The organism is Corynebacterium sp. MSK310 (genome assembly GCF_030227355.1).
Lineage (GTDB): Bacteria > Actinomycetota > Actinomycetes > Mycobacteriales > Mycobacteriaceae > Corynebacterium > Corynebacterium rhinophilum.
Window position 1 is genome coordinate 92,734 of record NZ_JASPFZ010000002.1, and the last position, 14,087, is coordinate 106,820.

10 protein-coding genes and 1 tRNA gene are annotated in these 14,087 nt (G+C 61.5%); 7 read left to right on the plus strand and 4 right to left on the minus strand.

What is annotated here, in order from left to right:
* Positions 1-47: 47 nt before the first annotated feature.
* A complete protein-coding gene (locus QP891_RS02810; RefSeq protein WP_284769931.1) occupies positions 48-1,409 on the minus strand; it encodes a dicarboxylate/amino acid:cation symporter in 1,362 nt (453 codons plus the stop codon).
* Between the two features lie 509 nt (positions 1,410-1,918).
* On the opposite strand from QP891_RS02810, the gene pcp reads away from it, so the two are divergent.
* Genes pcp through nrfD form a run of 4 tightly spaced genes read left to right on the plus strand, consistent with a single transcriptional unit; the run spans position 1,919 to position 8,009 of the window.
* Positions 1,919-2,515: a pyroglutamyl-peptidase I gene (gene pcp / locus QP891_RS02815; RefSeq protein ID WP_284769930.1), complete on the plus strand. Its 597-nt coding sequence runs from the start codon at positions 1,919-1,921 to the stop codon at positions 2,513-2,515.
* A gap of 47 nt (positions 2,516-2,562) precedes the next feature.
* The gene (fdnG, locus tag QP891_RS02820) at positions 2,563-5,838 is read left to right on the plus strand and encodes a formate dehydrogenase-N subunit alpha (RefSeq protein WP_284769929.1); all 3,276 of its coding nucleotides are present in this window, start codon (positions 2,563-2,565) and stop codon (positions 5,836-5,838) included.
* Entirely contained in the window at positions 5,839-6,897 is a 1,059-nt protein-coding gene (locus QP891_RS02825) for a 4Fe-4S dicluster domain-containing protein (RefSeq protein WP_284796300.1), read from the plus strand.
* The gene (nrfD, locus tag QP891_RS02830) at positions 6,894-8,009 is read left to right on the plus strand and encodes an NrfD/PsrC family molybdoenzyme membrane anchor subunit (protein WP_284796301.1); all 1,116 of its coding nucleotides are present in this window, start codon (positions 6,894-6,896) and stop codon (positions 8,007-8,009) included. The genes QP891_RS02825 and nrfD overlap by 4 nt, the downstream gene beginning before the upstream one ends.
* A 16-nt stretch (positions 8,010-8,025) precedes the next feature.
* Here the strand turns inward: nrfD and QP891_RS02835 are convergent, their stop codons facing one another.
* Positions 8,026-8,607, minus strand: coding sequence for a hypothetical protein (locus QP891_RS02835; protein ID WP_284769926.1), 582 nt, complete (start codon positions 8,605-8,607; stop codon positions 8,026-8,028).
* 1 nt (position 8,608) lies between these two features.
* Positions 8,609-9,598 (minus strand): selenide, water dikinase SelD, encoded by a 990-nt coding sequence (gene selD / locus QP891_RS02840; protein ID WP_284769925.1) that lies wholly within the window; start codon positions 9,596-9,598, stop codon positions 8,609-8,611.
* Positions 9,599-9,674: 76 nt separating this feature from the next.
* Here selD and QP891_RS02845 point away from each other — a divergent pair.
* From QP891_RS02845 to selB, 3 genes are all read left to right on the plus strand, one after another.
* Positions 9,675-9,769, plus strand: a tRNA-Sec gene (locus tag QP891_RS02845).
* 23 nt (positions 9,770-9,792) lie between these two features.
* The gene (selA, locus tag QP891_RS02850; RefSeq protein ID WP_284769924.1) at positions 9,793-11,121 is read left to right on the plus strand and encodes an L-seryl-tRNA(Sec) selenium transferase; all 1,329 of its coding nucleotides are present in this window, start codon (positions 9,793-9,795) and stop codon (positions 11,119-11,121) included.
* Positions 11,122-12,906, plus strand: coding sequence for a selenocysteine-specific translation elongation factor (gene selB / locus QP891_RS02855; protein WP_284769923.1), 1,785 nt, complete (start codon positions 11,122-11,124; stop codon positions 12,904-12,906). It begins immediately after the preceding gene.
* Between the two features lie 15 nt (positions 12,907-12,921).
* On the opposite strand, the gene QP891_RS02860 is transcribed toward selB, so the two are convergent.
* Positions 12,922-14,076, minus strand: coding sequence for a hypothetical protein (locus tag QP891_RS02860; RefSeq protein WP_284784659.1), 1,155 nt, complete (start codon positions 14,074-14,076; stop codon positions 12,922-12,924).
* Positions 14,077-14,087: the final 11 nt, after the last annotated feature.

The window sequence follows — 14,087 nt, forward strand, 5'->3', positions numbered from 1 at the left end:
AGGCCCAAGGCCCAAGGCGCTGTGCCCTGGGCCTTTATTTTCGTTTATTAAGCCTTGACGCTTACTTCCTCGTCGGAGTCTTCCTCCATGATGTGCTTGACGCCATTTTCGGCTTCATCCCAGACCTCTTGGTTCTGGATGCCCGCGCGCTTGGCGACGACCGTCGCGCACAATGCCTGACCCGTGACGTTGAGTGCCGTACGGCCCATGTCAATGATGGGCTCAATGGCCAGCAGCAAGCCAACGCCGGCCAAAGGGAGGCCCAGCGTGGACAGAGTCAGCGTGAGCATGACTGTCGCGCCAGTGGTACCCGCGGTAGCCGCGGAACCAATAACGGAGACGAAAATGATGAGCAGGTATTGCGTGAAGTCTAGGTCCACGCCATAGAATTGCGCGACGAAAATCGCAGCAACAGCAGGGTAGACAGAGGCGCAGCCATCCATCTTCGTAGTAGCGCCGAGTGGCACTGCGAAGGACGCGTACTCGGTGGGAACGCCTAAGGCGCGTTCGCTGAAGCGTTGCGTTGCGGGCATAACACCCATAGAGGAGCGGGTGACAAAGCCCAAGGACGTTACCGGCCAAATGCGCTTGTAGAAGCCCGTGACCGAGATATTGTTGAACTTCAGTACCGCTGGGTAGACCACGGCGAAGACGATTGCCAGGCCCACATACATTGCCAAGACGAATTTGCCCAGGGAGCCAAGTGCGTCCCAGCCGTAGGTAGCAACTGCCTTACCAATGAGCGCTGCGGTACCAATCGGTGCCAGGCGGATAATCCACCACAGGACCTTCTGGATGACCTTGAGGAAGGACTCCGTAAAGTGCAGGAAGGGATCGGCTGCCTTACCGGTCTGTACGGCGGCAATGCCAATGGCCAAGGAGATAACCAGCAGCTGAAGCGCACCGAAGTTCAGCGATATTTCGCCATCGCTGGCAGAGGCGGTAAGGCCAAAGAAGTTTTGTGGCAGGAGCTGCTCAAAGAAGGCAGTCCACGAACCAACGCTTGACGGATCCTCTGCAGCGGATGCATCGACGCTCGTGCCAGCACCGGGCTTCATGACTAATGCCACGACGATGCCCACGATGACGGAGAAGAACGCCGTAATGGCGAACCACACCAACGTAGAAATGGCCAAGGATGCGGCATTGGCAACCTTGCGCAGGTTAGCTACAGAGGTGACCACCGCGGCGAAGATAAGCGGCGGAACCATGACCTTTAATAGCTGGACATAGGCGCCACCGACTCCGCTGAGTAGGTTGGTCAACCACCCTGGATTGTCAGGGTCGGTATCCATCCCAGATGCAATCAGTCCCAGGATGAGGCCGATAATAAGGCCCGCAATGACTTGCGCGCCAAACCCCGTTGCCCAGCTAGGAAGTTTGGAGTGAGAGGAAACTTTTTGTGTCATAGAACGTCCTTTAGAAATAAAATGAACAGGTCTGACTATTTGTTGAGTACGGTTCTGTTCAACTTCAACTAGTTTCACTTTATTCCACGCGTCAAACCGCAAAGAAAAAGGGTCTCGTTTGCAGCAGGAGAATTGCTATGACCGCTTTGTAGATAAAGCGGTTCAGTAACCACTCGTGCTTTCACCTTCAGCTGCGACCTCCATCCCGCCCTTTATCTCCTCCTCCTGCAACGCCGCCCTTCGCGCTCACCGCGAGCATCAGCTCGGTTGGCTCGCCTATCTCCCGTGAGCGCGAAGGGAGGGGTAGGGGAGATGAATGGTCGCCCTCGATTTAATACACTGCCCGTCCGCTCGAATTCGTCTTCCTCACCTTCGCGCTCACCGATAGCGCAGCGCCCCGGTGAAAGCCGCTGCCGGTGAGCGCGAAGGGCGGTTGGGTACTACGCGCAAACTAAGAGAACAGCGCTTAATCAAAGCAGCGGGGTACCGTTAGCTGCCATACTGGAATGATGAAGATTCTGGTAACTGCTTTTGATGCCTTTGGCGGCGAAGAGATTAACCCTACAGAACGTGCGCTGGATAGGCTGCCGGATGAAATCCGCGGCGCGCAGATTATTAAGCACCCTGTGCCAACGGTATTCGGTGAAGCACTGAAACAGGCAATTGCTGCGGCCGAGGAAGAAGATGTGGACGCGGTGGTCTGCCTGGGGCAGGCCGGCGGGCGCGGGCATATCACTCCGGAGCGGGTAGGCATCAACTTGGCGGATGCTTCTATTCCGGATAATGCGGGCAACCAGCCAATCGATGAACCAGTGGTTGAAGGTGGCCCAGTCGCATACTTTTCCACTCTGCCGGTGAAGGCGATGGTCGCAGCGATTCAGGAGGCGGAGATTCCGGCACGGGTCTCGACCACCGCGGGATCGTTTGTGTGCAACCACCTGTTATATGGCCTGCTGCACCATTTCAAAGATACGCAGGTAAAAGCAGGCTTTATCCACGTGCCGTTTATTAAGGAGCAGAATAAAGAAAACAGCCCGCTGCTGGAGCTCGCGGACGTCGTGCAGGGCGTGGAATCCGCGATAAGCGCAGTTGCGAAAAACGCTTAGGGTCACCTTGCTAGAGAATTTTTCCGCCCAAATATAGATTTAAAGTCATGTCTCGCTTAAGTCCTCTCAACTGGCCGGTGGTGCGCCAGCTGCGTAGCGGCGATCCCTTTGGCAGGGATATCAATACGCAGTCTTCTAAGAGTAAGGAAAAGCACGGGCGCACGGTGGAAGCTGACCGCGTGGTGCAATCCGTGTGCCCATACTGCGCCGTCGGTTGTGCCCAGCGCGTATACGTCAAAGATGACCGGGTCATCCAGATTGAGGGCGATCCAGATTCGCCGATTTCGCGCGGGCGTTTGTGCCCCAAGGGCTCGGCGTCGGAGCAGTTGGTCAACTCCGCAACGCGTTTGACCAAGATTAAATATCGCGCACCGCACTCCACCGAGTGGCAGGAGCTGGATGAAGACACCGCGATGGACATGATCGCGGATCGTTTCTTGGAAGCGCGCCGGAAGGGCTGGCAAGACACCGACGACTCGGGGCGGACGTTGAACCGCACGATGGGTGTCGCTGGCCTTGGTGGCGCGACCTTGGATAACGAGGAAAACTACCTCATCAAGAAGCTTTTTACCGCTGCCGGTGCGGTGCAGCTCGAAAACCAGGCGCGCATATGACACTCCGCCACAGTTCCTAGTTTAGGAACTTCGTTTGGCCGCGGCGGCGCAACCCAACCGCTGCAGGATATGGCGAATGCTGATTGCATCGTCATTGAGGGTTCGAATATGGCCGAGTGCCACCCGGTGGGATTCCAGTGGGTCGTAGAAGCTAAAAAGCGTGGTGCCCGCATTATTCACGTGGATCCGCGGTATACGCGTACCTCTGCGTTCTCCAACCGTCACATTGGTATTCGCGGCGGTACCGACGTGGTGCTGTTGGGTGCGGTCATTAATTACATGCTCCAAAATGAACTGTACTTCCGCGATTATGTCGTTGCATATACCAATGCGCCGATGATCATCTCGGAGGACTACCAGGACACCGAGGAACTGGACGGACTGTTTTCTGGCTATGACCCGGAAACCGGCACGTACGTGACCGATTCGTGGCAGTACGTGCAAAAGCCGGAAGGTTCTTCCTGGAATGTGGAGCGAGATGACACCCTGGAGCACCCGAATTCGGTCTTCCAGATTCTCAAGCGCCACTATGCGCGCTATACCCCTGAGCTGGTAGAAGAAACCTGCGGCATCGCGCAGGAAGACTTCTACTACCTGGCGGATTCCATTGCGCAGAATTCGGATCCGGAACACACCACGTGTTTCGCCTATGCTTTGGGCTTTACCCAGCACACCTTGGGCGCGCAGTTCATCCGTACCGCTGCCATTTTGCAGCTCTTGATGGGCAATGTGGGCCGTCCGGGCTCCGGAATCATGGCCCTGCGCGGGCATGCCTCCATTCAGGGATCCACGGACATCCCGACGCTCTTCCACTCCCTGCCCGGCTACCTGCCCATGCCGAGCGTGGAAAAGCAGACGTGGCCGGAATTCGTGGATGAGATCCGGGATGAGTCCCAAAAGGGCTTCTGGCAGATCGGCGAAAATTACGCCGTGTCCTTGATGAAGTCCTACTGGGGAGACGCGGCGACCAAGGAAAACAACTGGGGCTATGACCTCATGCCGCGCATTTCCGGCGCGCATTCCACCTACGAAACCCTGCAGGCCATGCTTAATGGGCAGGTAGATGGCTACTTCGTCTTTGGCCAGAATCCGGCGGTAGCGCAGTCCAATGGTGGCATGCAGCGCCGCGGTTTGGCATCGCTGAAGTGGCTAGTGGTGCGCGATTTCCAGGAAATCGAAACCGCATCGTTTTGGAAGGATGCGCCGGAGATTAAAAACGGCGAGCTGAAGACGGAAGACATCGAGACCGAAGTCTTCTTAATGCCCGCAGCTACCCACGTGGAAAAGGCCGGTACCTTTACCCAGACGCAGCGCATGCTGCAGTGGCGCTTCCAAGCGGCGCCGCCGCCAGGCGATGCCAAGAGCGAGCTGTGGTTCTTCTACCAGCTGGGCAAGAAGCTGAAGGAACGCCTGCGCGATTCCACCGATCCGCGTGATCTCCCGCTCCAGAAGGTGACGTGGGATTACGTGGAAAATGAGGAAGGCGAGCCGAACTCCGAGGATGTCCTCAAGGAGATCAACGGCTACTACCTGGATGGGCCCAAGAAGGGTGAGCTTTTGCCCACCTTCGTGGAGATGAAGAATGACGGCACGACCTCCGGCGGCTGCTGGATCTACACCGGCGTGTACAAGGACGGCGTTAACCAGTCCGCGCGCAAGGTCCCGGGTTCGGAGCAGAACGAGGTCGCGCCCGAGTGGGGCTGGGTATGGCCTGCTAACCGCCGCATTTTGTACAACCGTGCATCGGCCAAGCCGGATGGCACCCCGTGGTCCGAGCGCAAGAAGTACGTGTGGTGGGACGAGGCCCAGGGCAAGTGGGTAGGCGATGACGTCCCTGACTTCCCGGTAACGAAGTCGCCGGAGTACAAGGCTCCTGCCGATGCCGTCGGTCCGGACGCCCTTGATGGCACGGACGCCTTCATCATGCAGGCGGACGGACGCGGTTGGCTCTTTGCGCCTTCCGGGCTTTCCGATGGCCCTTTGCCCACCCACTACGAGCCGCAGGAGTCTCCGGTGACCAACGTGCTGTATAAGCAGCAGCAATCGCCGACGCGCTTGACCATCAAGCGCCCGGATAACTTGCAGCGTCCAGAACCGGGCATGCCCGGTGCGGAGGTTTTTCCGTTCGTATTTTCTACCTACCGTCTCACGGAGATGTACACCTCGGGTGCGATGTCGCGCCGTCTGCCTTATCTGGCGGAGCTGCAGCCGGGCCTATTCTGCGAGGTGGATAAGGACTTGGCCGCAAAGCGGGGCTTGGAAAATGGCGAGTGGGCAACGATTATCTCGCCGCGCGGCGTGATTGAGGCGCAGGTCTTGGTCACCGATCGCATGCAGATGCTGAAGATTAATGGGGAAGAATTCCACCAGATTGGCCTGCCCTTCCACTACGGCGAGTCCGAGACCACCGCTGTGGCCGGTGACGGTGCCAACGATCTCTTGGGTCTTACGCTCGAGCCGAATGTGTTCATTCAGAACTCAAAGATCGGCGCCTGCGATATCCAGCCGGGCCGCCGGCCAAGGGGAGAAGGCCGCTTGAAGCTGCTCAAGCAGTATCAGGAGCGGGCGCAGTTGAGCGTTGATTCCGGCAATGATTTGTTGTCGGTTCCTGACTCGTTTACCTATAACCCCGAGCCCGAAAAGCATGGTCAGTTTGGCGCGGATAGTAGTGATGATGAGACGGCAAGCGAAGGCGAAAAAGGTAAGTAAATGACTAATCTACTGACCGAGGACGCGGGCCAGCACGGCTATGATTCCTACCGCCGCATGGCCTTTTTCACCGATACGTCTGTGTGCATCGGCTGCAAGGCCTGCGAGGTGGCGTGTAAGGAATGGAACCGCAACCCGGTAGAGGGATATGACGTCACCGGTAATTCCTATGACAATACCGGCGCCCTGGGCGCCAATACGTGGCGGCACGTAGCCTTTGTGGAACAAAACAATGACCGTATCGAGAAGGCTCGTGAAGAGGGAAAACAGCTTATTTCCCTAGGCATGCCCACCATCGGTGGAAAGCCTGACGAGGTCGATACCACCCCGCCGGATACGGATACGTTCCGGTGGTTGATGTCCTCGGACGTCTGCAAGCACTGCACGCATGCTGGGTGTTTGGATGTGTGCCCAACGGGTGCTCTCTTCCGCACCGAGTTTGGCACCGTGGTCGTCCAAGATGATGTGTGTAATGGCTGCGGAACCTGCGTGGCGGGATGCCCCTTCGGCGTCATCGAACGCCGCGATGACGGCGGGGTGTCGTTGAAATACGATAAGACCGCGACGGTGGATTATCAGGATAATTCGCACGCCGGCATCAACGTGCTCAAAAAGCTCAAGCAGCGCAAGCCCCAAGGCACAGACCATACGCCTGGCGAGGCAATGCCGATTAAGAATGTGGGCGTCGCCCAGAAGTGCACCATGTGCTATGACCGCCTGAAACAGGGCGAGCAGCCGGCCTGTTCCAAGACGTGTCCGACGGATTCCATCCAGTTCGGTACCTATGAGGACATGCTGGCCGCAGCGAAGGATCGCGTGCGCGTCCTGCACGAACAGGGCATAACGGAGGCGCGGCTCTATGGCGCCAATGACAATGATGGCGTGGGCGGAACCGGCTCTATCTTCTTATTGCTGGATTCGCCAGAGGTCTATGGCCTGCCGCCGGACCCGCGCGTGCCCACTGCGGATTTGCCGAACATGTATAAAACCGCGGCCAAGGCCATCGGCGGGATGGCGCTGGCCGTGGCGGGTTCCTTTTTGATTGGAGGGCGCAAATGAGCGGTTTTGATGAGTACCGGCCACCGCAACCGGAGCGGCCGAATCGCTACCGTAATTTCGACGGGCCAAAGCGCAAGAAGAAGCGCAAGCGCCCGGGCGCGGGTGCGCAGGATGGCTCCAAAGAGGAGCGGATGGCAGAAGACTTTGAGTTTTCTTCCTACTACGGCAGGCCCGTGGTTAAGGCCCCGCCGTGGGAGTGGCCCATCGGTGGATATTTCTTATTGGGCGGTATAGCCGGCGGATCGGGCCTTTTGGCTACCGGTGCACAGGCCGCAGGCAACGCACCTTTGCGCCGGACCACGCGGGTAGCGGCCTTTGGCGCGGCGGCCGCAGGATCGGTCTTTTTGATTTTGGACCTGGGCCGGCCGGAGCGCGCGTTGAATATGTTCCGCGTCTTCAAGGTGACCTCGCCGATGTCGCTCGGATCGTGGCTGCTCGCGGGCTTTTCCACCGCGGCGGCCATTCCGGCCGCGGTAGAGGTGGATAACGCGACCAAGCGGAGATTTCCGCTTCCGAAGTGGCTGCGCGCGAGCCTGAGCAAGGCCGCGACTCCGGCCGGAGTGATAACCGGTGTGCTCGGTGGCCCACTGGCCGGATATACGGCGGTATTGCTGTCTAATACGTCCAACCCAGTGTGGAATGACATGAAGCGGCACTTGCCCTATGTCTTTGTGTCCTCGGCTTCGGCAGCAGCCTCTGGCCTGGCCATGGTGACCACTCCGGTAAAGCACGCCGGTCCCGCCCGTGCCTTAGGAATGGCAGCTGCGGCCAGCGATATCGCGGCGACGAAGGTGCTTGAAAGCAATATGGAGCCGGAGCCGCGCGAGGAATTGCATCACGGAACGCCGGGAAAGCTCATGCGCGCCTCGGAATACTTGATTGCCGCTGGCGGGGTGGGCAGTGCGGTGGCGGCGGCGACGAAGTCCCGCGCCGTGTCTGTGGCCGCGGGCCTATCATTGCTTGCCGGATCCGCGTGCACGCGCTTTGGCGTGCTCAACGCGGGCCTTGAAGCGGTCAAGAACCCGGCCACCACGATGGGCCCGCAAAAGCGCCGCGCGGAGCGGCGCCGGCGCGAGCAGGGTCTTGCCACCGACGTGCTCAGCGCAGGCTAGCGAGGGCTGGCCAGGCTTAGTCGAGGTTGGCAAAGGAATCGGCGAGCTCTTCGCCGATCTCCTGCATGCGCGATTGCTCCGCCTCTAGGGACTCGGAATCGCGGTGGAGATAGTAGTTGACCGCCGCGTCATGGACCGTGGTCACGCAGGTGGTCGAGATGGCATCCTCGACCGCCCAGGCCGAGCAATAAAAATGCCGGTCCGCTGCGGTGAAATCGAATGGTTTGTACTCATTTCCCGCGCGGCCTTGGGCGGCATTTTGCTTATCGATGTCCTCATTGACCAGTTCCAAGTAGCGCTCTGCCGCCGCATCTGGGTCATCGGGGCATACGGCCTCGTTATCGGACTCGTATTTCGTGCCCAGTACGCTAACCTTCTCCGGCGAGTCGCCGCCGTAGAGCACGGAGAAGGAGTCATTCTCATCGCTGGTGGAATCGGGATCCTGGTTAGCGCCGATCAGGGTGTCGGGCAGGGAAGTACGCAGCTCCGATAATTCGATGGGTGAGCAGCCGCGGTTGGTGCTCCCGTCGGCGCAGGCGACAAGGCCCGCACCGAGGGCGAGGGTGGCAAGGGGCAGGCTAAAAAGGCGGTGGTTCATCTTAGGAAATGGTGATGTAGGAATCGTCAGAAAGCGGTGTCGTGCGGCCGATGACGGGGTAGCCCGGGACTTCGCCGATGATGAGGAGGCCGCCGGAAGTTTGGGCATCGGCAAGCAGCACTAGCTCTTCCTCCGTAAGGGAGGAGGGCTGCAGGTGCGGGCGGACCCAATTCAGGTTGCGGCGCGAACCGCCCGGGATAAAGCCTTCCGCGAGGGCATCGGTGGCGCCGTCCACGGTGGGGACCGCGGAAAAGTCCAACTCAGCCGATACGCCGGAGGCGCGGCACATCTTGTACAGGTGGCCCAGTAACCCGAAGCCGGTGACATCGGTGGCCGCGCGCGCACCGGCGGCGACCGCATCCTGTGCGGCCTGGCGGTTGAGCGCGGTCATGGAATCGATGGCTGCTTGGGATACCTCGCCGGTGGCCTTGTGCTTATTATTCAAAATGCCCACGCCGATGGGCTTGGTCAGCGTAATGGGCAGGCCGGCCTCCGCGGCATCGTTGCGCATGAGTTTTTCGGGATCGCCGATGCCCGTCGCCGCCATGCCGTACAGCGGCTCTGGGGCGGTAATGGAGTGACCGCCGGTAATGGAAATGCCCGCCTCGGTGGCTTTATCCATGCCGCCGCGCAGCACCTCGCGCAGGATGTCCAAGCCAAGCTTTTCATTGGGCCAGCCCACGAGGTTGATGGCGGTAACGGGGGTGCCGCCCATGGCGTAGACATCGGATAGCGCATTGGCTGCGGCAATCTGGCCCCAGGTATAGGGATCATTGACCATGGGGGTGAAAAAGTCCGCGGTGGAAATCACGGCGAGGCCGTTGTCGATCTTGACCGCTGCGGCATCATCGCCATCGTCGAGGCCGACCAGGACATTGGGATCGGCCTTGCCGATGAGCCCTTCTACCGCTGATTCCAATTCCCCGGCGGGAATCTTGCAGGCGCAGCCGCCACCGGCGGCGAAAGAGGTTAAATTAATCTGCTCGGTCATGCTGGTCATTTTACCCGCCGGAAAGTGGTGGGGCGGCGGCGGTGGGGTGCGCGCGGGATCTGTAAAGTAGCCAGACGGAGGCGTACGTGTCCTGGTGGGCGCCCCGGTCTTCAAAACCGGTGAGGCCGAGCATCTCGGTCTGGCAGGTTCGATTCCTGTCCGTCTCCGCCATACGCGCGCAAGGAGGAAAACGAGTGCCGAGCCATAACGCTGGTCGCCCCGCGAATAATGCCCGTGATCCCCGCCGGAATTTACCCCGCATGGATGAGCTTTTGCGGCTCCCCGCGGTAGAAAGCGCGCGGGAGATAATCGCAGAACACGCCATCCGCGCCTTGATTAAAAGCGTGCTGTCCGCCGCCCGGCGCGGGGAGGTGCCCGTTACCGGCGTAGAAGAAGAAATAGCGCGAAGGCTGGCTGACCACAGCACCTATTCCTTGCAGCCGGTCATCAACGCCACCGGCGTCATCATCCATACAAACTTGGGCCGCGCCCCGCTGCCAGAGGCTGCGATAGCCGCGCTGCAGGACGCGGCCGGATATACCGACGTGGAAATGGACTTAGACACTGGGCGGCGCTCGTCCCGGCGCGGTGCCGGTGCCACCCAGGCCCTTTTGGCGGCCTGCCCCGGCTCGGAGGATGCGCTGGTGGTCAATAACGGTGCGGCGGCCCTATTGCTGGCCACGGCCGCGTTGGCCCCGGGCAAGGAGATCATCATCTCGCGCGGCGAGCTCATTGAAATCGGCGCGGGGTTCCGCCTACCGGAGCTGATTGAATCCACCGCGACGCGCCTGCGGGAGGTAGGCGCGACCAACCGGACGCACCTCCATGATTATGAAGGCGCGCTGGGGGAGGAGACCGGCGCGATTTTGAAGGTGCACCCGTCCAATTTTCGGATTGAGGGGTTTAGCTCCTCGGTGGGTGTGGGCGAGTTGGCGCAGCTGGCGAAGAAACAAGACACGAACCTTATTGTGGATCTCGGCTCAGGCTTGCTCACCCATGATCCGGTCCTGCCGGACGAGCCCGATATTCACGCGCAGCTCAAGGCCGGGGCGGATATTGTCATCGCCTCGGGCGATAAGCTATTGGGCGGGCCGCAGGCCGGGATCCTGTTGGGCACTAAGGACGCGATTGCGGCGGTGAAAAAGCACCCGTTGGCGCGGGCGGTGCGCACCGATAAGCTGCGGCTCAATGCCTTAGAGGCTGCGATCACGACGCCCGCGAATGCGGTGCAACAGGCGCTCCACCTTGACCCGGCGTGCCACCGCGCGCGCACCGAGGCCATCGCCGCGGCGGTGGGTGGCGAGGTTGTTGAGCATGATGGCCGCGTGGGCGGGGGAGGCGCCCCCGAGTACCCGCTGCCCGGCGTTGCGGTGTCCTTGCCGGAGGAACTTGCACCAAAGCTGCGCCAGCACACCCCGCCGGTGGTGGCGCGCCAGCACCAGGGCCGCTGCCTCATCGACGTGCGCTGCGTACCCGAGACCCAGGATGAGGTGCTCATCGCGGCCATCCGGGCGGTGATGTAGGTGTACGTTATCGCGACCGCCGGACATGTCGATCACGGCAAATCCAGCCTGGTGCGCGCCTTAACGGACATGGATCCGGATAGGTGGGCCGAGGAAAAGCGCCGCGGGCTCACCATTGACCTGGGCTTTGTGTGGACGGCGCTGCCCTCTGGCGCGGACGTGGCGTTTGTGGATGTCCCCGGCCACGAAAAGTTCTTTGGCAATATGCTCGCCGGTGTAGGCCCGGCCTCCGTGGTGCTCTTCGTGGTTGCCGCGGACGAGGGCTGGCAGGCCCAATCCACCGACCACCGCGACGCGCTGCACGCGCTGGGCATCGAGCACGGCATTATCGCCTTGACCTGCAGCGACCGCGCCGATGAAAAGCGCCGCGCGGAGGTCGCCGCTCAAGTGCGCACGCAGTTTTCTGCCACGCCGCTTGCCGATGCCCCCATTATCCCCGTCTCCTCCCACACCGGCGAAGGCCTGGCGGAACTGGGCGCGGCGCTGGATGAACTGGTGGCCCAAGTGCCCGCACCCGCGATAGATACGCCAGTGCGGCTGTGGATCGATCGTGCCTTTAGCGTCAAGGGCGCGGGAACCGTGGTGACCGGGACGCTGAGCGCCGGCACGCTGCGCACCGGCGACACCCTGGTGCTTTCCACCGCGGCAGGGGACAAGCGCGTGGAGATCCGCGGCCTGCACAGCGAAAATACCGCGCAGGAATCCCTGGGCCCCGTAACACGTGCCGCGGTCAACCTGCGCGGGGTCGATGCCGCCGATATCCACCGCGGTGACCTGCTGCTTACCCCAGGTGCGTGGCGCGCTATTGATACCGTAGACGTCCACCGCACCTTTGGCACCGCACTTGATGAATTGCCCGATAACCTCGTGGTCCACTGCGGGACCGCGGGGGTAGAAGCGCACTTGCGGCCGCTGTCAGCGGATTTCGCCCGCCTGCGCCTATCGCGCGCTATGCCGCTGATCATCCTGGATCGCCTTGTCGTCCGCAGCCCCGGTGGCCGCCATGTCAGCGCCGGCGTGGAGGTCATTGACGTGCGCCCGCCGGAGCTAGATCGCCGCGGTGCCGCCCGCAAGCGTGCCGAGGCATTGGCGGAGCACACCTCCTTCCGCAATCCTTCCTCCTACCTGCAGCGTGTGGGCTATGCCCGGCGCGCGGACCTGGAACTCGATGGTTATGACACCGATGCCACGCCGTCGGGCATCATTAACTTTCAACAGTGGTGGATTGCCGCCTGCCAGGTAACGCGCTGGAAAGAAGCGCTGACTACCGCGCTGCAGGAGCACGCCGCGGCCAATCCGCTCGCACCGGGCATGCCGCGCAAGGCGGCACTCGATGCCTTGGGACTTAAGGAAGAGGGGCTGCTGCGCCTAGCGGTGGCCGCTGCCCACGCGGAAGAATCCGAAGGCCTTATCCGCCTGCCGGGCCACACCGTGGATCTTGGCGCCGCCGAGTCCGCCGTGGCCGAATTAGAGCGCATGTTAGAAAAGGAGCCCTTCGCCGCACCGGAGGTGCACGAGCTTAAAGAGCTGGGACTGAGCGAGAAAGAACTGGCCGCAGCCGAGCGCGCCGGGCGCCTATTACGCCTGAAAGACGGGATCATCCTCTTACCGGACGCGCCGGGCAAGGCACGGGAGCGCCTCTCACAACTCGAGCAGCCCTTTACCCTGTCCGCCGCCCGCCAAGCGCTAGGGACCACCCGCCGGGTGGCCATCCCGCTGCTGGAATACCTCGATGCCCACGGCATTACCCGCCGCGGTGAAGGCGGCAAGCGCACACTGCGCTAAGCAAACGCGTCCGACCTATTTGCGGTGATTTCCGCCGCGCGGGCGGGACTGTTCGCGCGCCACGCGCCGGGCACGCACGCGGGCGGATTCGGAAGAAAAGCGGCCCGGTTCCTCCGCGACGGGAAGCGCGCGCCAGCTCAGGTTCTGTGAGCCCGGCATGGACGAGACCAAGTCAGCCAAGCCGCTGCTAGCAGGCGGTGCCGCAGCCTGGTCGCCCGCGTGGGCACGAGGCGTGGTCGGGGCAGCGCCGTCTTCCGGGGCAGCGTCGTTCTCTGGAGCAGCGCTGGGCGTCGCGGGCGAAGCTTCGGCACGGCCAAGATCCTTGTTGGCACTCGGGCTGACCGGGCGCCGCGAGCCGGCGGGAAGATCGCTGGCGATGTCAGCGGACTCCAGCGCGAACTCCCACTCCTCGGGCGGGGCTGGGGTGGCAGGACGGGAGGTGGCACCAGGAAGCGCGGTGCGGCCAGACGGCACCCGCAGGGGTGGCACCGCCGGGGAGAATAATTCGCTATCTGGGGAATCCGCTGCGGGGATATCGACCGCGATCATCCCACCGGCGCTATACGCACGGGCGGCCATCGTGGTACCGGCTTCTTGCGCCGGCGCATACGCGGTGCGCAGGCCAGGAAACTGGCTCAACGCGCCGCACGGGCCGAGCACAGTATCGCCGCAGGCGGCCACGACGGCATCATCGATGACTTTGAGTGTGACAAAGAACTGCTGCGTTTCAAGGTGAGATAGCTGCGACTCGGTCAGGTCGCCCGCCGCAGTATCAACGACTGCACCGTGGCCGCCGGCGAGCAACGCCGATTCGGCCGGCTGGTCATTGACCGGCACCATCCACGGCCACAGCCCGAGGGAGACGGCAACCTCGAGTTCGCCGTCAACAATGCCGACCGTGGCTACTGTCTGCGGGGTGGCCTGCGATGCCTTCAACCGGTGCAGGTCCGGGTATTCGGCTGCCTCTACCTCATCGAGAAACCCAATGAAGCCAAACTCCGAGCGTACCCGCCAGCCGTTGGAGTAGGTATCGGGTTCTAAAGAGACATCGATAAGCGCGGGCTGGCTACCCACGCCAGGAATGCTGAGCACCGTGCCGGAGATAACATGTTCCAATATAGCGACGTGTTCGACGCCGAAGTAGCTGGTAGCAAGCGGGTAAGACACCATAGGAAGACAGT

Coding starts and splice junctions, on each gene's coding strand:
- nrfD (WP_284796301.1), top strand. CDS start 6,894: ATGAGCGGTTTTGATGAGTACCGGCCACCGCAACCGGAGCGGCCGAAT.
- QP891_RS02835 (WP_284769926.1), bottom strand. CDS start 8,607: ATGAACCACCGCCTTTTTAGCCTGCCCCTTGCCACCCTCGCCCTCGGT.
- QP891_RS02825 (WP_284796300.1), top strand. CDS start 5,839: ATGACTAATCTACTGACCGAGGACGCGGGCCAGCACGGCTATGATTCC.
- QP891_RS02860 (WP_284784659.1), bottom strand. CDS start 14,076: ATGGTGTCTTACCCGCTTGCTACCAGCTACTTCGGCGTCGAACACGTC.
- QP891_RS02810 (WP_284769931.1), bottom strand. CDS start 1,409: ATGACACAAAAAGTTTCCTCTCACTCCAAACTTCCTAGCTGGGCAACG.
- selD (WP_284769925.1), bottom strand. CDS start 9,598: ATGACCGAGCAGATTAATTTAACCTCTTTCGCCGCCGGTGGCGGCTGC.
- pcp (WP_284769930.1), top strand. CDS start 1,919: ATGAAGATTCTGGTAACTGCTTTTGATGCCTTTGGCGGCGAAGAGATT.